The organism is Clostridium estertheticum, assembly GCF_026650985.1.
Taxonomy (GTDB): domain Bacteria; phylum Bacillota; class Clostridia; order Clostridiales; family Clostridiaceae; genus Clostridium_AD; species Clostridium_AD estertheticum_C.
In genome coordinates this window covers 870,036-888,079 of record NZ_CP086239.1, presented here as the reverse complement: position 1 = coordinate 888,079, position 18,044 = coordinate 870,036, and the positions used below count along the sequence as shown (strand labels likewise).

At 29.1% G+C, this 18,044-nt stretch carries 21 protein-coding genes and 1 pseudogene; 5 read left to right on the top strand and 17 right to left on the bottom strand.

Going from position 1 to position 18,044, the window contains the following annotated elements; translation table 11 throughout:
* The first annotated feature begins 322 nt into the window (after positions 1-322).
* Both LL038_RS04515 and LL038_RS04510 read left to right on the top strand, forming a co-directional pair.
* Positions 323-841 carry a hypothetical protein gene (locus tag LL038_RS04515; RefSeq protein ID WP_216119853.1) on the top strand — a complete coding sequence of 173 codons (519 nt, stop codon included), beginning with the start codon at positions 323-325 and terminating at the stop codon, positions 839-841.
* 275 nt (positions 842-1,116) lie between these two features.
* Complete coding sequence (locus LL038_RS04510) at positions 1,117-1,482, top strand: DUF5412 family protein (protein WP_216119854.1); 366 nt, start codon at positions 1,117-1,119, stop codon at positions 1,480-1,482.
* Between the two features lie 256 nt (positions 1,483-1,738).
* Here LL038_RS04510 and LL038_RS04505 read toward each other — a convergent pair whose 3' ends face one another.
* From LL038_RS04505 to LL038_RS04460, 10 genes are all read right to left on the bottom strand, one after another.
* On the bottom strand, positions 1,739-3,424 hold the full coding sequence (locus LL038_RS04505) for a hypothetical protein (RefSeq protein ID WP_268055995.1): 1,686 nt from the start codon (positions 3,422-3,424) through the stop codon (positions 1,739-1,741).
* A 502-nt stretch (positions 3,425-3,926) separates the two neighbouring features.
* Positions 3,927-4,253 carry a hypothetical protein gene (locus LL038_RS04500; RefSeq protein WP_216119856.1) on the bottom strand — a complete coding sequence of 109 codons (327 nt, stop codon included), beginning with the start codon at positions 4,251-4,253 and terminating at the stop codon, positions 3,927-3,929.
* A gap of 157 nt (positions 4,254-4,410) precedes the next feature.
* Positions 4,411-5,175 carry a MerR family transcriptional regulator gene (locus LL038_RS04495; protein ID WP_216119857.1) on the bottom strand — a complete coding sequence of 255 codons (765 nt, stop codon included), beginning with the start codon at positions 5,173-5,175 and terminating at the stop codon, positions 4,411-4,413.
* A gap of 266 nt (positions 5,176-5,441) precedes the next feature.
* Positions 5,442-5,648 (bottom strand): DUF1737 domain-containing protein, encoded by a 207-nt coding sequence (locus LL038_RS04490; RefSeq protein ID WP_216119858.1) that lies wholly within the window; start codon positions 5,646-5,648, stop codon positions 5,442-5,444.
* Positions 5,649-5,777: 129 nt separating this feature from the next.
* Positions 5,778-6,299: a flavodoxin domain-containing protein gene (locus LL038_RS04485; protein ID WP_216119859.1), complete on the bottom strand. Its 522-nt coding sequence runs from the start codon at positions 6,297-6,299 to the stop codon at positions 5,778-5,780.
* Positions 6,300-6,422: 123 nt separating this feature from the next.
* The gene (locus tag LL038_RS04480; protein WP_216119860.1) at positions 6,423-7,163 is read right to left on the bottom strand and encodes an MBL fold metallo-hydrolase; all 741 of its coding nucleotides are present in this window, start codon (positions 7,161-7,163) and stop codon (positions 6,423-6,425) included.
* Positions 7,164-7,237: 74 nt separating this feature from the next.
* On the bottom strand, positions 7,238-7,771 hold the full coding sequence (locus tag LL038_RS04475) for a GNAT family N-acetyltransferase (protein ID WP_216119861.1): 534 nt from the start codon (positions 7,769-7,771) through the stop codon (positions 7,238-7,240).
* 140 nt (positions 7,772-7,911) lie between these two features.
* A complete protein-coding gene (locus LL038_RS04470) occupies positions 7,912-8,946 on the bottom strand; it encodes an L-threonylcarbamoyladenylate synthase (RefSeq protein ID WP_216119862.1) in 1,035 nt (344 codons plus the stop codon).
* Positions 8,947-9,192: 246 nt separating this feature from the next.
* A complete protein-coding gene (locus LL038_RS04465) occupies positions 9,193-9,798 on the bottom strand; it encodes a CatB-related O-acetyltransferase (protein ID WP_216119863.1) in 606 nt (201 codons plus the stop codon).
* A 157-nt stretch (positions 9,799-9,955) separates the two neighbouring features.
* On the bottom strand, positions 9,956-10,741 hold the full coding sequence (locus LL038_RS04460; RefSeq protein WP_216119864.1) for an amidohydrolase family protein: 786 nt from the start codon (positions 10,739-10,741) through the stop codon (positions 9,956-9,958).
* 119 nt (positions 10,742-10,860) lie between these two features.
* Between LL038_RS04460 and LL038_RS04455 the strand changes: the two genes are divergently transcribed.
* On the top strand, positions 10,861-11,184 hold the full coding sequence (locus LL038_RS04455; RefSeq protein WP_216119865.1) for a winged helix-turn-helix transcriptional regulator: 324 nt from the start codon (positions 10,861-10,863) through the stop codon (positions 11,182-11,184).
* Positions 11,185-11,310: 126 nt separating this feature from the next.
* Here the strand turns inward: LL038_RS04455 and LL038_RS04450 are convergent, their stop codons facing one another.
* The 4 genes and pseudogenes from LL038_RS04450 to LL038_RS04435 form a co-directional block, all read right to left on the bottom strand.
* Positions 11,311-11,442, bottom strand: coding sequence for a DUF2992 family protein (locus tag LL038_RS04450; protein ID WP_216119866.1), 132 nt, complete (start codon positions 11,440-11,442; stop codon positions 11,311-11,313).
* Between the two features lie 175 nt (positions 11,443-11,617).
* The gene (locus tag LL038_RS04445) at positions 11,618-13,093 is read right to left on the bottom strand and encodes a transposase (protein ID WP_268055993.1); all 1,476 of its coding nucleotides are present in this window, start codon (positions 13,091-13,093) and stop codon (positions 11,618-11,620) included.
* A 7-nt stretch (positions 13,094-13,100) separates the two neighbouring features.
* Complete coding sequence (gene tnpA, locus LL038_RS04440) at positions 13,101-13,502, bottom strand: IS200/IS605 family transposase (protein ID WP_216119868.1); 402 nt, start codon at positions 13,500-13,502, stop codon at positions 13,101-13,103.
* Between the two features lie 39 nt (positions 13,503-13,541).
* Positions 13,542-13,867: pseudogene (locus LL038_RS04435) on the bottom strand (YjdF family protein).
* 352 nt (positions 13,868-14,219) lie between these two features.
* Between LL038_RS04435 and LL038_RS04430 the strand changes: the two are divergent.
* Complete coding sequence (locus LL038_RS04430; RefSeq protein WP_216119869.1) at positions 14,220-15,026, top strand: nitroreductase family protein; 807 nt, start codon at positions 14,220-14,222, stop codon at positions 15,024-15,026.
* A 158-nt stretch (positions 15,027-15,184) separates the two neighbouring features.
* Here LL038_RS04430 and LL038_RS04425 read toward each other — a convergent pair whose 3' ends face one another.
* The 3 genes from LL038_RS04425 to LL038_RS04415 form a co-directional block, all read right to left on the bottom strand.
* Positions 15,185-15,622, bottom strand: a complete 438-nt coding sequence (locus LL038_RS04425) for a hypothetical protein (RefSeq protein ID WP_216119870.1) — start codon at positions 15,620-15,622, stop codon at positions 15,185-15,187.
* Positions 15,603-15,824, bottom strand: a complete 222-nt coding sequence (locus LL038_RS04420; protein ID WP_216119871.1) for a helix-turn-helix transcriptional regulator — start codon at positions 15,822-15,824, stop codon at positions 15,603-15,605. Before LL038_RS04420 ends, LL038_RS04425 begins: the two co-directional genes overlap by 20 nt.
* 222 nt (positions 15,825-16,046) lie before the next feature.
* A complete protein-coding gene (locus tag LL038_RS04415) occupies positions 16,047-17,003 on the bottom strand; it encodes a carbohydrate kinase family protein (RefSeq protein ID WP_216119872.1) in 957 nt (318 codons plus the stop codon).
* 255 nt (positions 17,004-17,258) lie between these two features.
* Between LL038_RS04415 and LL038_RS04410 the strand changes: the two genes are divergently transcribed.
* On the top strand, positions 17,259-17,939 hold the full coding sequence (locus tag LL038_RS04410; protein WP_216119873.1) for a YczE/YyaS/YitT family protein: 681 nt from the start codon (positions 17,259-17,261) through the stop codon (positions 17,937-17,939).
* The last annotated feature ends 105 nt before the right edge of the window (positions 17,940-18,044 follow it).

The window sequence follows — 18,044 nt, the reverse complement described above, 5'->3', positions numbered from 1 at the left end:
CTTCCGTGAATACGGTTAAACTGTGCGTTTTATCTTGTACCACCAGTTATTAATTTTAAACTGCGGAATCCTACAAAATTTCAAATAATATTTATTGTTTTTAAATATATCAAAAATTGTTAATGTTGTCAATATTAACTTCTGGTTTATAATTATCTAACCTAGTATAAATATATTAATATACTCATAATTAGAGTTTATATCCAAATTTTTAAGTATTTGTATAAATTTTGAAGTATAATTAATAAAACCTATTTTAATTTCTATATAGAATTTATGTCATAATCATAAATATTAAAAATAATATTTTAGGCGGTAGTTTATGAAAAAAGTAATGTTGACCACAATTCTCCTTCTTATAATGCTAGTATTTGTTTCGTGTAATACTAAAAATGTAACCTCTAACTATAAAACCGACACTGTTAGTTCCTCATTAGCTTCACCAAATATTAAATATGAATATTTTTATAGAGGTTTTGCTACGATGAAGCAGAATCTTGCTATTAACTATCCACAGAAATCACTCGTTATAGACACTGAAGAGGATTGGCATAATTTTATGGATAAATTTTTACCGGGCATTAAATATACTATATCTGTTAACTTCGCAACAGAAAGTTTAATTTATGATGGAGAATTTCCACCAAGTTCCATATATGCAAAAGAAACTAAACTTAACGGTTTAATTGTTAAAAATAGGAAGTTAGAAGCAACAATTTATTTTGTAAATAATGGCATTTACGCTCAAAACATTGATAATATTGAACACTGTTTCGTGAATATAGTTAAAATAAATAAAAGTGATATACCGAAAAATATTGAAAATATCTATCATAAATAATAGTTTAGAATAATTTTTTTTAGGTACTAGTTCATTATGAATATATATATTAGTTATTTCTAAGTTTTTAAGAATTAGTGTAGCAATTGCCTTGGCTACTTCATTTTGATATGCATCTTTAACTAATAAACTATCCTCTACAGGCTTAGACAAAACCTGTTTCTATAAGTATTTTGGCAACATCCGTTTGAGCCGTTTTTCCGCTATTATTAGATCCAATTATATAAAATGATAAAATGAATTAAATAAAGATTTAAATATTGGTGGGGGTTGTTATGAAGAGAAAGAAAATGATTTTGGTTATAGTAACAATTTTTATTTTTATAGCAATAGGACTTTTAGAAATTATGAATACATTATTTTACAGTATGTTGCGATTACCCACCGGAGACTATTTAAGCGAATCTACATCCTCAAATGGAACGTATACTATTAAATCTTATCTTTGTAATGGTGGGGCAACTGTAGATTATGCAGTTAGAAGTGAATTAATAACAAACACTAAAAACAGCAAGGCGAAAACCATTTATTGGGATTATAAAATTAACAAAGCTGCTATTACTTGGGAAAATGATGATACTGCTATAATTAATGGACATAAATTCAACATACGCACCACTTATAGAAGTGGGCGATTGTAAACCGCAAAAGCGGTCCAGTTCTCATTGAACTAAGAACCGTAAGAAACAATATCTTTGCAACATAGAGCTTGTTTAGTATTCTAAACAAGCTAATTTTTATAATAAGCTACAAGTATAATTATTTCATGAGTAGCTCATAATTAATACACCCCTATCACGTAAGTGCCTTCACTGCGTAGCAACCTTAGATTTTAGGGTAACTATAAGCTATAAAACAATTTTTTATTTTTATATTGAAGTAATTTATCTAAATAATTTAATTAAAACTAAACTTTACAATAGGCTTTTCTTTGAAGAGAACATAATTTCTTACCATAGTATCTTTTACAAAAGCTTTTAAATTCGAGTATCCGAAGGTGCTTGAAATTTTATATAAATACTGTATTTTAAGTGTCTTTAACTCTTTGGACAGTACCCTCCAATTGTTTGTGAATGTTCTATATATCAAAGGTATTTTCTCTTTATACCCAAGAGCTCTACGAGCTATACAGTATGCAGCGGATACATGAATAGATATTCCTTTAGCTTTCATATACTTTATTTTACCCATTTGGCTAGTGTATGCTGGATTTACATAAAATACGGCTAAATTTTCTTTAAAAGCCCTGGAACTGATTGCTTCAATGATTTTTTTATGAGCAAACATACTGATTTTCATATTTCGTTTAGTATTCCCATAAGTTAGTTTGGATTTACTGATATTTTTAATGTCCTCACCAGCAAGTGGTTTATTTTTATCCCTGGCTATTTGAACAAGCCCTATGGCACTCTTTTCTAAAATTTTTGAAATTTGCCCTGAAGTTTTATTTGCTATATTAAAATGTATACTGCCAAAGTCTAATAGGTTTCCAATGCAATCAGTTTCACTCCATGCAATATGGTCGTAGTTTATATCATAGCTTACAACTCCATTTGCCTTAGAATAATTAATTTGACTTTCATCTTTAAATAATTTATAAGATGCCTTAAACAAAAAGTAATCTCCTTTGTCTTCAATCCTCCAAGAAACAGGGGAATTTTTAGTGTTTAGAGCTTCTATTAATAAGTCTTTATGGTAAGGAAAATCAACATTTTCTACTTCAAACCATTGTGAACTATGATATGCACCTATTTTATTTTCATAGGGCAGTTGAATAATTAGTAAATTCGTTTCGTAGTTGTATTTAACACAAGCATTTCCTTGTGTAACTGTGTTAAGTCCTTGAAGATCTATAGTTTTATGTCTAGCTTTGTAGAAGTCTTCTTTCCATGCAAAATGATCATTATATAACGTATGCTGAGCTTTGAATAGTTTCTTAGTACCAAAACATGATTTTACTGCACTTGTATTAAGTCTTGCAAGTTTTTGTTTTTGATAACATATACCACGCTTAATCATATTCAGTTTATTAGTTAATCTACTAATTTTTTTTATGACAAGAGCATGTTCAAAATCGTACATATTATATATAATTGTTTTATTTTTATAATTGGCCTCAACAAAAATTTTATCATCCCACATATAAAAATAATATGGTCTATAATACTTAAATTTGGGGAGGCTTTTACTATTTTTAATAGCCTTGGATATATCGATAATATGAGCATGAATCTTACTCCAAAATTTAATTTTATTAATTAAATCCTTAACACATTTCTCTCTATGGTTAATGTTCTGCTTTAAATCATCTATGTACATTTTGTTTAATTCAACATTAGAAGATTTATTCCATTTAGCTTCACAAGCAGCGTAGTTTGTATAATAAGTATTAAGATTAAACATGTTTTTAATAGTTAAATGAATACTCTGAGAAAGACCTTTCTCATGATTGTAAACAAGAATTGAATAAGCTTTAATTTTAGCTTCATTACCAACATACAGTATATTCGATAGATTGTTGAGAATTTCAAAGCTAAGCTTATCTTTATATATTCTTGTAGAAGAATTAGTTTCTATTCTCAAAATATTCACCACCTTTTTTTATAATCTCTAATATATATATTATGCCATAATAGATCCTATAATATTAAGTTATATAAAAATAATTTAGCAACAAAATTCATCTCCGTCTACGGAGAACGGAGTCTTCTTTTGCAAATAAAGATAAATTTGCCTAACGATAAATATGATTGGAGAAAAGATAAAAATTAACGAAGTCATAATCATCATAAACAACTCCATTTATAATGCATCCTGTAAGAACGTATAAAGCACTTTTCTATTAAAAAAATTCATAAAACACCAAAATATCTCTCCTTAGAACAATTAGCAGTGCTTAAATTAAGACTATTCTATAAAGTTAGCAGTCTAAGGGTTTTTTAATATAGCATAAAAAGCCTTTTTCTTATACTGTTTTTTCTAAAAAAATTATTCGTAAAATTGTCAATTATTATTTTTTAACTATACTCATTAAAAATGGATTCCTTCTAAAGTCGTCAATGCATCTTCTTCGAAGCTCTTTTAATTATGCCTCCCCATATTGCTGAGCGAAATATAAAATCCACGATTTCCCAACTTTATAATTGCCTATTGAATTTCCTGTTGCTCCATCATATAAGTTGTAATCAGCAGTTCTATAAATCATAGCATTTTCATTATCAAGAATTTCTTTATCTATTTCATATTGACCTTTATTAACATGTACACTTACTTTAAAATCTCCAATTGGATGTCCAGTTACAAATAAATGTGTTCTAATAGATATTGAAGGAGTTATATGAGTTATAATAACTCCTCCAATAAATATTATTATAGTTAATAATATTATAATAACTTTTCTTAAAAACTTCATTCTTTCCTCCTCAAATTTGTTGAATAATAATCTGCAATTACGCAACAATTTTAAATCGCTCATGCCCTGCTAAACCATATGATATTTATTCATTTTATGTCTTAGCGTAGGTTTTGTCGGAATTATAGAAAACCCAGACTTACAACTTGAGTACCACCTATTTTGCATTATCACAATAGTAAATCATTGACTCACTTAAGAACTTAGCTAAACCTTCTTTCTGCCTATCAATGTTGGCCGTGAAACGTTCATCTTTAACATATAAATCAGCAAGACCTCTAAATATTTCTATAGTACAATCATAAAAATTATCAGTAATGTGTTGTCTTAACTCAGCAACTGCCTTTTGAACTTCTGAATTGCCTATTCCTTTATCCATGTTGGCTATAATTTTCTCGTTGATTTTTCCATTAGTTGCATTAATCCTAGCCCAATCCTCTTTTGTGTATTTGGATGTTTTTTTCAAACTTTCCTTGTAGGCATCAGTGTCTCCATATTTTTGCTTCGTTTCCTCCGCATATCTTTCTTTATGAGCCTCTATTTCGCTTATATCAAACCCCTCAAACATTTCATTCTTATTCATATCTATTCCTCCTTCAATGTAATCTATAGTTTTATCTACAGATTTTATAATCTTATCGAGTCGCTTCTTTTTTTCTATCAATAGCTCCCGATGTGTCTTTAATGCATGTTTTCTATCGAAATCTGGATTATCTAAAATTTCTTTTATTTCTAGAAGGGTAAAATCCAACTCTTTAAAAAACAAAACTTGTTGCAATCTTTCAAGGTCATCATCAGTGTAGAGTCTATATCCGGCCGGTGTTACAGACTTTGGCTTTAAGATGCCTATCTGATCATAATGATGGAGTGTACGCACACTTACACCAACCATATCAGCTACTTCTTTTATTTTATAAGACATAAAATCAGCTCCTTTGTTCTTTATTAATCTTCCCTACAAATTTATAATAATCTATGACGTTACGTTAGAGTCAATACCCTTTTGGAAATAAATTATAGATATCTTTCGACATAAAATGAAAATGTATAGTATAATATCATTTCAATCGCAATCATTATTGTTACTAGTAATGCATAACGATTAAACCCCACATCTAATGATATGGGGTTACTTGAGATGACATAAAAAACAATCCGTATCAACTAAATTGAATATATTTTTCGCCTTTATTTAACCGTTCTTTTGAACCCAATATCAAGGTTGTCACGCTCATTAAGAATTAATGCCTGTGCCACAATTACATCTTGCCCATTAAAAGTACATGATGGAGCTTCGTATAATTTATACCCTTCATCAAGTAATTCAGAAATTTTCTTACAAAAATCCGCATCATCTTTTCCTGTAATTAAGCGATATTTAAGTTTGTTTTCCATAGGTTATCTTTAGTGAGAGCGTGTACTCTAAGTATACAAACCCACTAAATTTTCACTTCCTTTCCTGTTTTAAATTTTATGTATATATCATCTTAGTAACTCTGTTGATAGTTCTACATATTATAAATGTTATGAGTTAACATAAGTTATTATTTCATCTATATTCTTTCTTCTTGTGAAATCTATTGGCTTGTCATACATGGCTAGCATGCCTCTTGCCTCAGGTGTTAATTCTTTTTTCATCTTAATCTTCCATTTTAGTAATGTCATAAGTGCTTTATCAAAAGGCTTTATTTTACTATAATCAAATCCACCTCTTAAATAAAAGAACTGTACAGACTTCTGTTCCTCGGGAGTAAAATTTTTATCTTTTACTTCATGTATTACCTCTTCACTCGATGGCGATGCCCCCGTTGCGAAAACAACGACTTTTTTACCTTTAAATTTGTCGAGATTTTTCGTTATATATTTTACTCCAATGATACCAACAGCATACAAACTGCCGCCATAAATCACGGTATCATAATTTGTAACTACATTTATATCAGCACTTGAAACATCAAAAATATCCGCTGATAACGCCTCAGAAATCCATTCTGCATATTTTTTTGTAAAACCTGTTTTTGACTTGTATATTACTACAGTTTTCATTAGTTTCACCTCTTATAATATATATTTTTTCGCATTATACTACATTCGGAATTTCAACATATTAAAACTCAACTGAAATCATATATTCTCAATTTTAGGATTACTTACGACGAAATATCATTCTCAATTAAAATTCGCATTTTGATTACCTTCTATCATTTCTTCCAAATCGCTAAACACCTGTTCTCTGCTTAATGGTTCACAATGGCCATGTAAATAGACTTCAAATGGAATTTTCATCAGAACATCCCTATATTGTTTCACTCGTTCAACTTCACGTTGTCCCTTGTTATCATAAAAATCTCCAGAATCTGCATCTCCACAAAACAATATTTTTTCTTCAGGAACATAGATAATCACACTGTCTTTTGAGTGAGGTGATGGACAATTTAATGCAATGCAGGTAATTCCCCCTAGGTCAATGGAAATACTTCTATCGAATGTCATATCAGCTGATTTAACACTAATTTCTGATAAATCCTTATATTCTTTGCGGATATTCTCATCGCAAAATTCAATTTCTTCACCACTCACAAGACGCTCTTTCATAACTTGGTCAGTCCAGTTCCATTGCATTACCTCTTTTAGTTTATTATTGGTAAGTTGACCTGCAATAGTCGTTCCGTTGAATGCTTTCATACCAAAGGTATGATCCCAATGCCAGTGTGTAATGAAAGCAATTTGTGGAATGGGAAGATGTCTTTCTTCAAGTCCCGCATAAAATAAAGAAAGATGTTTAGGTGAATTACCGCAATCAACCATAATCGAATACCTATTCCCCAAAATATAACCAAGATTTGGTCTGTCTGTATTTTCATCGAAAGGCAAGTAATATATCCTCTCTGATATTTGATTTATAACCATCTATTCTCCTTCCGTTATATAAATAACACTTTACTAAAAACATTATTCTACAATATTGATGCAGTTAATTAAAATCACAGAGTATTTGATAATTTAATATTTATCCAATATCTCTGAGTTACTTCACCCTCTTCAATAACTTCATTCTCTAATACTCCACCATTATTTAATATAGTTTTTGCTGAAGCTATATTTATTTTGTCACACGTAACCAATGCCTTTTTAATACCTAACTGTTTCACTAATGATAATGATAGTGAAAGCATCTTCGTAGCATAACCTTTCTTACGTTCAGAAGGCCTTATCCCATACCCTATATGTCCGCCATAATTTAGCAAAAAATCATTTAATTCATGTCTAATATGTAACGCACCATAAATTTTCATGTTTTCATCAATTAAAAAATATAGGGTCGATGGAACAAATCCATCTTCATATGCTTTATTGGTTTTTTGGGTCTTCCAACAATTAATTAAATCTTCATAATTGACCATACTCTTTCTCGATGCGTATGGAATTATTTCTTCTCCTGACTTTTCCCATTCAACTATATAATTATTATATTCTTTTTCCATTTCAAGTTTTGGCTCAATCAACTTAAATATCATAAAACTCCTCATCCTTTCTTAGTATTCAAACCAGACGCATGTTATCTTTACACAATTCAACAAACATTCATAATTTTCCTTTATATTCTAAAAAAAAGAATACAAGCATCCTATTAACTAACAAAATATTCACTTATAATTTATATATGAATAATGTCTCCTGCACTTGCTTTTTCTAATCGATTGATTATAGAATTCCCTAAACCACTATCATTGGGAGCTTGTACATAAATATGACTTACATTCAATTTATCACATTCTCTAACCAAATCAAATATCTTTTGTGCAGCTATATTTAACATTTTAAAACTTCCTAAACTATATATATGTTGATAGTCGTTAAAATCATTTAAAAATTCTTGAAAACAAATTATAACATCGTTCTCATTTGCATTTTCTTTAATCCATTTAGACGTTTTTATATACTCTCCCTCAACCAATGTTAGCGGTGCATCTGGTGCATAGTGTCTATATTTCATTCCTGGAGCCTTTGGAATTTCCATTTCTTTCACGCTTAATAAATCCTTTTTGTATATAAGATTTGGAATTACCTTACATATGTCATCCAAGCTTATTGCTCCTGGTCTTAGAAGTATTGGGACCGGAGTAGACATATCTATAATTGTTGACTCCAACCCAATTGAACACGCCCCTCCATCTAAAATACAAGGAATTTTCCCATTTAAATCATTATAGCAATGCTCTATACTAGTAGTTGATGGCTTTCCTGATAAATTTGCAGATGGAGCTACTAATAAAGTTCCACTTTCTTTAATTATAGCCCTTGCTATTTCACTTTCGGGAAATCTAACTCCTACAGTTTTCATTCCTGCAGTAATTGTATCTGAAATACAATCTTTCTTATTAAAAATTAAAGTTACTGATCCAGGCCAAAAATTACCAAACATTGTCTCTGCCTCTTTTGAAATATCTTTGCATATATCGTAAACCTGTTCCAATTTATATATATGTACCAATAATGGATTATCCTGCGGCCTTCCTTTAACTTCAAAAATTTTTTTTATTGCATTTTCATTAAAAGCATCTGCAGCTAATCCATAAACAGTTTCTGTTGGAATTGCAATAACCTCACCATTTCTTAGATACTCTGCACCTTTTACAATATTTTTGTAATTAATATTTAAATCTTTAACATTTAATATTTCTGTTTTCATAGATAACCTGCCTCCTATTTGAGTGGCGTATTTTTCTAAATATCATAAAGAAATATAGAAAACCAATATCGCCTTAACCTTTGAAAATATAGTGTTTTCTAATGTTTTAAGAATGGAAAATAGCCTAAAAGTGAAAGTAATATACTCACTAATAAAGTAAAGCCATATCATTAGATATGACTTTACTTGTGAAGAATGAGACACAAAATACCAACTTGTTCACTTTAACTTATCAATATTTCCTGATTAAATATATTTAATATTTGCTTGGATTTTTTCATATGTCCAATTCCACCACTTAATTTTAAGCAATTTAGAAATTGTGTCATCATCATACCTTTTCTTTATAACTTTTGCAGGTACTCCTCCAACAATAGTAAATGGAGGAACATCCTTGGTAACTACTGCTCTCGTTCCAAAAATTGCACCATCACCAATCTTCACCCCTGACATGATTATAGCGTCATAACCTATCCACACATCATTTCCAATTTCAATATCACCCTTATTATCCCAAGCATCGGTTATATTGCTGACGGGGAAATCCCCTTCCTCATAAAATATTGGAAATGTATAATTAGATAGTGATTTCATTGTGTGATTTCCACTTGTCATAAGAAACTTCGCTTTACATGCAATTGAACAAAACTTCCCAATTATTAATTTATCATTGTTTACAGTATACTGATATAATACATTATTTTTTTCGAAATCCCTTGGATCATTATTAAAATCATTATATATTGTATAATCTCCAACTTTTATATTATCTCTTGTAATTACATTTTTAAGATATATTGTTTGGTTGTCATTACTTCTTGGATATATTTTATTTGAATTTGGAATAGTCATATTTGAATCTCTCCTTTGTATTAAGATACTTTAATGCCTATTCCATTATTACAATGCATTTTTTCATACAATCACTCCTCAAACAGCAACCCTTATATATCATATTATACCATATTATTCAATAATTAAATTATTTTATATTTGTATAATAAAATATTTAAAGCTTTAATAATTTTGCCATGTTATCCCCTAAAACAGCATTAATATATGATTTATTGCATAATTTTTCAATAGCTTCTTTTGATAACTGCAAATCTCCATAGGGCATATCTACACCAAATATACATTTTAATGGAATTTCATTTATGGCTATTTTCAAAACAAGTGTAGAAAAACAAGCAGATGTATCAAGATATAAATTCGGTATCTCTTTTGCAAGTTCTATTGCTGTTAGCCAGTTACTTCCTCCCATATGTCCTAATATAACAGGAATATCAGGAAATTTTTTGCTTAGTTCAGCAATTTCCTTAATATCTTGTAATACTAAAGGATTAAACGCGTGTATCCAAATTGGTAATTTCCCAAATATCATCGAAGACTTAAAAATGGTAGTTAATATTTTTATTTGACCACTTGGAAGTGTAAATTCACCAATACCAGCAAATTTGTTTTTTACTATGTTTTCTTCAATATATAAGTTAGTATCATTTTCATTCAATCCAACGGGTACAGAACCAAATCCAATATATCTAGATGAATACCTTTGAATTATTTGTTTGAGTTCATTTATAGACTTATATTTTTCATCTAATGAAAAATTTGTTTTCCCAGATACAATATCATTTAAAATTTTCATCTCTTTTTTTAAACCTTCTAAATCATCTGCTTTTTCTGGATGTATTGATGTTGAAAACAGAATTGTTTTTTGAACACCTGCCTTATCCATTATTTCGATATGTTGTTCAACTGGTAAATTAACATGTGAATGTCCATCAATAACCATATATATCATCCCTTCTTATTTCTAATTTGAGTTGCAACTCACCCTTATTATAGATTAGTTTCCAAAAAATGATAGTATGCACTTTTTTGTGATATACTTTCAAAAAGGAGAGTGAAGATATGTCAGAAAAATTATGTTATATCAGTAATAAAGAACCTTTTGAATACACTTTGTCAGTTGTAAGTGGAAAATGGAAGTTAAAAATAATTTATTTACTTGCTTGTATGGGTACTGTAAGATATGGGATTTTAAAGAAAAATATCGAAGGAATCACTCATAAGATGTTAAGTTCACAATTAAAAGAATTAGAAAACAAAAATATTATATTGAGAAAAGAGTATCTTCAAATTCCTCCAAAAGTAGAATATTCTCTTACCGAAAAGGGGCAAAGTCTCATGCCAATTGTTAATGATATGTGTGCGTGGGGCGAAAAACAAATTTGAATCGTAACCATTTAATATAATAGGTGTTGTATTTAGGAATGTATTCTTGTAACAAAATAGTACATTCACTTTTGAAATTATTAATGCTGAATTTAAAAGAAGGAAAAACATAGATGTCACTATGAATTAATGACCTCTATGTTTTTCCTTCTTTTTCAACTCATGCATTGCAAATTGCCTTTCTTTTTCTTGTTCATTTTCATCTTTTGAATTCTTTTTTCTTTCTACAATATTTGTTTCTTGCTCTGATACTCCCACACCTCAGGAGTGGGGTTCTTAGATACGTTAACTTCTCAAATACTCTCATCTATTAAGGATCTAATAAATTACACATATAAGAACTCATTAATTTTTCTAAAACTTTTACTACCAATCACTCTAATGAATGAATTAACGATAGTCCAAGGCTCATATCAAAACCTTTTATTTGCTTCTAAATACCCATACTGCTTATCAAATTAATACTACTACTCTGTATTTTCAATATTTCTTTATCATGAAGTTTTCTAAAATTAGCGAACTGCTTAAAACATAATTCTTTGTCTATTTCTTCTAAATTATCTTTTACATTCATTATTAAAAAACTTGAATACAAATCTCTCTGTATTTTAAATTCTCCAAAATCATTCCATCTTTCAGATAATTTCTTTTTTAAATATTTATCTTCTATATGATTATATTGGGATGCTTTTACCTTATAAGTATTAATCTTAATTAACTCAGTGTTATGCCATTTTAATTTATTAGCTAATATTGTTAAAAGCATTGATGGTGCTTTATTTGCTAAACTCTTGCCAAATCGCTTTTTCTTGTTGAATTTGCCGTTTGTGTTAACAGTAGTTTCTTTTGCCCTTAACTTAAGTCCTTTATAATTCATAGTTTCAACTAATATTCTATCTCCTAAACTTATAATATAATTAGCTAACTTCTCATGGGATTTTTTCCTTATATAAGCTTGTTTTCTCTGAACTTCTCTTAATTCATTTTGAGTTTTGATATATTTATTTGACTTAATCCATGTCAATTTTATTTTCTTTAAATTAGTCATAACTCCCTTTTTTATAGTCCCATTTTCATTATAATTATTAGGGTTATTACTTCTTCTTTGTCTATCTAATTTCCTGAGTAATATATTTTTTTCATGTTCTATGTTTTCTACCTCAGGACATAATTCTAATAACTTAACTTCGGTTTCACTTGATATTGCAATTGTTCTTGTACCAATATCTATTCCAACATTTCCATCACCTATTTTATATCTAACCTCACCGGTTTCTTTATTATACTTAATTGGTGGAATTCCTTCTAGTATTAATTGAACATAATATTTATATTTACCACGAATTAATTTTCTTACCACTCTACAATATTTAGTTTTATTTAATAATGAAACTTGTGCGTATTCATCGTTTTTATTTATAATCACATTTATATCTAATCCATTCCATCTTAATTTATTGTCTATAAACCTAATCCCAGTTTTATTGGATTTTCCCTCAACACTATTCATTTCACCATACTTTTTAAAATAAATTCTATTTGATTGATGGAGCATTAATTTTTGAAAAGCACTAAAACACCTACAAGCTATCTTTTGAGCAGTGAAACTATCTATATTATCTTTAAAATATTTCTGTATACATTTTACATATTTATGGAAAGAATACTCTGTCAAATCATATCTCTTGTTTAATTCATTAAATTTTTTATTCCGTTCTTTCCCTTTAACCATATTTATTACTTTCTCATATTCTTTCGATTCTCTCATATGATTATATCTTTTAAACAATTCGCCTAAACAACTATTATAAATGCTTCTGCTTATTTCTAATCTTTTATTTAATATGTCCTCTTGATATTTTTCTGTGTTTAATTTTAATGTTAAAATATAATTTGACGCAGCATTCACCCCCTTCTTAATATCTTGTCTTTTGATTATCTACATAATTTTTTACTGTTTCACTACTTACGTTACCAGCCGTGGATACAAAATAACTTCTTGTCCATAGACTAGGCATTTTATTTAATTCTTGAAAATCTGATCTCAAACCTTTACTTGTTGCACCTTTTATTTTTTGCATAATATCCGGCAGTCCTAATTTGGGAAGACAATTTAAAAACATATGTGTATGATCCTTATCACATTCTATTGCAATAATTTCAATTTCTATCTCCTTACATACATCTTTGACCAAACACTTAAATCTTTCTTCTACATTAGGTATTAAAAATATTTTTCTTCTATATCTTGGGCAAAATATAAAATGATAATTAATTAACGAAACTGTTGTTTTAGTTGCTCTATATTTATTTTCCATAATATCATTATATCCTATTATGTGTATGTTTAAACTCTTTTATACATATATAGCAGATAAACATTTATGCATTATGCTATCTATCCCACACCTAAAGGAGTGGGCTTTCCGCACAATATATTGTAATTTCATAGCAAGTTGTGCTTTGGTTCCTATCCCATTATTTTCGGTTTGTTTCTTTATTTGCTTTTGAAGTTTTTTAGGATTTATCTTTTTATCTTTAAATTCATTAATTGATAAGGAGTTACTAAACTTTAAATTACAAAATCATACAATTCATAATCCTTTGGCACAGAACCAAATACAACCTTCGAAACTTCATATTTCTTTGCGGATATTCTCTCAAAAACACCTACCCAAAACATACCTTCAAAAAATACAGTAAGCTTAATACTAATTTCCATTTTAAATCTCCTCCTGATATATAAAATTAAATATAGAGAATGGACGACCCCAGGAGGGAAGGTTACTGCTACCTATATTCATATAGATAGGTTTGGACTACCAACCAAAACTGTGTTTTTATTTCTAAGTATATAATACTATATTTTTACTTAATATACAATTTAGTTTAAATATGTTAGGTATATTAGGTATGCAAATTGGTACTAAACCACTAATATGTATGTACTTGCAAATAATAGTACTATATCATATAGTTATACCAACAGAAACATATTTTGGAATTATAGAATAAAAAAATAGGAGTGAAAACTAATGGAATTAATTAAAGTAAATCAATTAAAGTGTATTAAATGTGGGATTTGTACGAAAGTATGCCCACCAAAAATCTTGGGTATGAACGAAAATGGTCCTATAGCCATTAAGCCGCAAGGATGTATAGCCTGTGGACAATGTGTTGCTGTATGCCCTACCAGTGCAATTGACAATATCAAATCACCCTTAAATAAACAGACCACTCTAAAAAAGTTCCCAGTTATAAATCAAGAGACTGCTAAACAGTTTCTTAGGTCTAGACGATCAATCCGATGTTACAAAGATATGATAGTGCAACGAGAGCAATTAATTGAATTAGTTAACATTGCACGGTTTGCACCTACTGCCAGTAATCAGCAAGGAATATCCTATATAATTGTTGAAGATAAAAATATATTAAAAAAAGCTACTGAGATTGTCATAGAGTGGATGGAATCACAAGGTGAAAATCCTTTGCACTGGAGTTTTCCTTATCATATTCGTGCTTATAGAGAAACTGGTATAGATCAAATATTACGCGATGCTCCAAATTTAATTTTAGCACTGGCTCCAAAAGAAATAAAAAATGGTAGAGAAAATACAATCTTTTCATTTGCCTACTTGGAACTGTTTGCAACGACTCTAGGATTAGGTAGCTGTTGGGCTGGACTTTTTGAAATGTGTGCATTTGCAAATTATTATCCACTATTAGAGTTATTTAATATTCCGAAGAATAAGGTGCTAACAGGTGCAGTTATGGTTGGGTATCCTCAATATGTCTATAAGCGACTAGTAGACCGTAACCCGTTAGATGTTACTTGGATTTAATAACATGTGCTAAATCTTTATACTAAGAAGCATAACATAAGATAAACTTGTTATAACACATGTGGAAAAATATGACGTAATTAAGTGCTGCAATATACATTCATTTCAATTTCGCTTACAATTAATTCTATAAATTAAAATGTTGTTAATTTATAGAATTAGTTCCGCTTTTCATGATAAAAATAACTACCTATTTCAGCAAACATCATAATTGTAATAATAATTATGAAACAAATTAAGATGCCTAAAACCGCATCATTTTTTGTTACTCCCCATGCAATCATTGATAGTATTACAATAGTAAAACAAACACCTAAAGTAAAATTAAAAGCACTGGCTTTTGATTTAATCTTAACTAATTTTACTCGTTCATCATCATTCTGATTATCTTCTTTGGTACATTTGCTACTCAAACTCCTACATACTTCTGTTACTCCAAATAGAATTCCAAAAGTATCTAATAAAATATACTTGGTAATTCTTAAAGCATTCAAATTATTAAAGCGCGTAATTGTATCTGAAATGCTTATTGCTGTTAATAATAAAAATACTATACCACTCCAAAACTTCTTTTTGTTATATATTTTTTTCTTCATTTTCTAAATTCTCCTTTAAACAATACAAATTTTCAATAGTGGTGTTGAAAACGGAAGCTAGCTTATATGCCAGCATAATTGAGGGGTTATACTGTCCTTTTTCAAGTGAAATAATTGTTCTTGATGAAACTGAGACTAAATCAGAAAGTTGCTGCTGTGTCATATTTACTGCAGTTCGTAAATCTTTCACTCTATTTTTCACTTCTACACCTCCAAAATGAATATGAAGCGAGCTTCATATGAAACTTGCTTCATACTACCATTATATAATAACATTGTCAATTTACACTTTTGTAGTTCTTGGTAAAATTTAGAAATTTAAAAAAGAAGTAAAAAAAGGAACAAAATTAATTGTTCCTTCTTCATAATTCGCATATTAATATAATGCCACTAGTGTTAAATCTTTGTTTGTTACTTATTTAAACTATTTTAACATTTGAACTTCTTCGAGCGTTGGTAGAGATGCTATAGCCCCGAGCTTTGTACATGTAATAGCACCAACTTTATTACTAAAAATTATTATATCTTTAATAGTCTCAGGATTATCCATGAATGATTTTGGATTCTTTAGCTGTGCAAGTTTATAAAGAAATGCACCTACAAATGCATCACCAGCTCCTGTTGAATCAATACATTTAATTTTTATACTATTGATTATACTACTTCCTTCATTGGTAGAAATTAATGTACCTGCCTCTCCAAGTGTAACGGCTACAACTTTTGCACCTAAGCTATGAAACAACTTAATACCCTCATCTATGTTTTCTTTACCTGAAATTATTTTTATTTCTTCATCACTTACTTTAACAAAATCTGAATATTTAAGACATTTTTTTGATATTTCTACAAAGTCACTCAATCTATTTTTCCACAAATCTATTCTATAATTAGGATCAAAAGAAATAAAAACTTCATTTTTAAAAGCAAGTTCCATAGCTTTTAAATAAGTTTCCTTTGAAGGCCCACCTAAAAGTGCGGTTGCAGAACCAAAATGCATTATTTTAAAAGATTTTAGCTTATCACGACCTAGCTCCTCAAAAGTTAACAATTCATCTGCACCTCTATTAAAAATAAAATCTCTTTCTCCATCTTCATTTAACGAAACAAACGCTAAAGTCGTCTTAGAATTTTTATCAAGTATAAGCATAGAAGTGTCTACTCCGGCTTCCTCTAATGTTTCCTTCAAGAACATACCAAAGTTATCATTACCAACTTTCCCTGCAAAATATGCTTGGCCCCCTAACTTTGATATAGCTGCTGAAACGTTAGCTGGTGCACCTCCTGCTTTTTTTACAAAATTTTCTCCTTTAGTTAAACCACTATTAATATCTGAACAAATAAAATCAATTAACAATTCCCCAATACATAGTATTTTATTCATAGTACGCCTCCCAATTCCAATTATTATTCATTTACTTTAACACAGTTTAGACTAAATTGTATATATACCTTTTATTTTTGACGTTTATTGCTTTTGGAATTGATTATGCTCTTGACGCCGTTTACAAAATACAGTAAAATGAAAACAAGCGAAGCTAAATGAAACACAGATTAAGCATAAAATGAACATAAACGAACACGAATAAACATGTTGCAGATTAAGCAACTATTAAATATAAAGAAAGGGATGGAAAATATGACTAAAAAACTAAATCTAATTAAAAGACTAACTATATTTTTTGTAGGAATGAGTATTATACAGATTGGAGTAGCATTATTTTTAAAAACTAATATTGGTTCCGATCCATTTACTTTATTCACTCAAGGAATAGCATCTTTATTAAATAAAACACCCGGAAATGCTAATATGGTTATTTTATTTGTATTGTTTTGCATAATACTTGCGGTTGAAAGACGTCGTATAAAGATAGGAACAATTATATGCGTTATTGGAGTAGGCCCTATTATTGACCTTGGAGTAAAGGCTGTTTCATTTTTCCCAATTGCCTCTTTAAATATTGGTGCAAAGATACTTTTAGTTGTATTAGGTTGTGTTTTAATTGCAATTGGATTTTCTATACTTAAAGCAAGTAATCTTGGTGTTGCACCAAATGATATCATTCCATTTATTGTAAAGGATAAAGTTAATTTAGAATATCGTTGGATTCGTATGGTGTTAGATATTAGTTTTGTAGTAATGGGCTTTGCACTCGGCGGAGTATTTGGAATAGGTACAATAATATCTGCATTATTAACAGGCCCATGTATACAATTTTGTCTTCCGTATGGAGAAAAGTTCGTAAATATTATTGTTAAAAATCAAGATGAAGATGAGTCTGAATCTGAATCTGAAGAAAGTGTATCTTTAGGGGCTTAAATTTAAAAGTTAACGAGGTTGCAATAATTTTTTGATGGAGACATTTAACCTAATAGTAAATATTTTTTTGAATGTCTCTTACTTAAGGAATTAATTATCAATTAA

Bases quoted from the DNA above. Each gene is read 5' to 3' on its own strand.
- LL038_RS04515 (WP_216119853.1), top strand. From the start codon at position 323: ATGAAAAAAGTAATGTTGACCACAATTCTCCTTCTTATAATGCTAGTA.
- LL038_RS04510 (WP_216119854.1), top strand. From the start codon at position 1,117: ATGAAGAGAAAGAAAATGATTTTGGTTATAGTAACAATTTTTATTTTT.
- LL038_RS04500 (WP_216119856.1), bottom strand. From the start codon at position 4,253: ATGAAGTTTTTAAGAAAAGTTATTATAATATTATTAACTATAATAATA.
- LL038_RS04495 (WP_216119857.1), bottom strand. From the start codon at position 5,175: ATGTCTTATAAAATAAAAGAAGTAGCTGATATGGTTGGTGTAAGTGTG.
- LL038_RS04490 (WP_216119858.1), bottom strand. From the start codon at position 5,648: ATGGAAAACAAACTTAAATATCGCTTAATTACAGGAAAAGATGATGCG.
- LL038_RS04485 (WP_216119859.1), bottom strand. From the start codon at position 6,299: ATGAAAACTGTAGTAATATACAAGTCAAAAACAGGTTTTACAAAAAAA.
- LL038_RS04480 (WP_216119860.1), bottom strand. From the start codon at position 7,163: ATGGTTATAAATCAAATATCAGAGAGGATATATTACTTGCCTTTCGAT.
- LL038_RS04475 (WP_216119861.1), bottom strand. From the start codon at position 7,771: ATGATATTTAAGTTGATTGAGCCAAAACTTGAAATGGAAAAAGAATAT.
- LL038_RS04470 (WP_216119862.1), bottom strand. From the start codon at position 8,946: ATGAAAACAGAAATATTAAATGTTAAAGATTTAAATATTAATTACAAA.
- LL038_RS04465 (WP_216119863.1), bottom strand. From the start codon at position 9,798: ATGACTATTCCAAATTCAAATAAAATATATCCAAGAAGTAATGACAAC.
- LL038_RS04460 (WP_216119864.1), bottom strand. From the start codon at position 10,741: ATGGTTATTGATGGACATTCACATGTTAATTTACCAGTTGAACAACAT.
- LL038_RS04455 (WP_216119865.1), top strand. From the start codon at position 10,861: ATGTCAGAAAAATTATGTTATATCAGTAATAAAGAACCTTTTGAATAC.
- tnpA (WP_216119868.1), bottom strand. From the start codon at position 13,502: ATGGAAAATAAATATAGAGCAACTAAAACAACAGTTTCGTTAATTAAT.
- LL038_RS04430 (WP_216119869.1), top strand. From the start codon at position 14,220: ATGGAATTAATTAAAGTAAATCAATTAAAGTGTATTAAATGTGGGATT.
- LL038_RS04425 (WP_216119870.1), bottom strand. From the start codon at position 15,622: ATGAAGAAAAAAATATATAACAAAAAGAAGTTTTGGAGTGGTATAGTA.
- LL038_RS04415 (WP_216119872.1), bottom strand. From the start codon at position 17,003: ATGAATAAAATACTATGTATTGGGGAATTGTTAATTGATTTTATTTGT.
- LL038_RS04410 (WP_216119873.1), top strand. From the start codon at position 17,259: ATGACTAAAAAACTAAATCTAATTAAAAGACTAACTATATTTTTTGTA.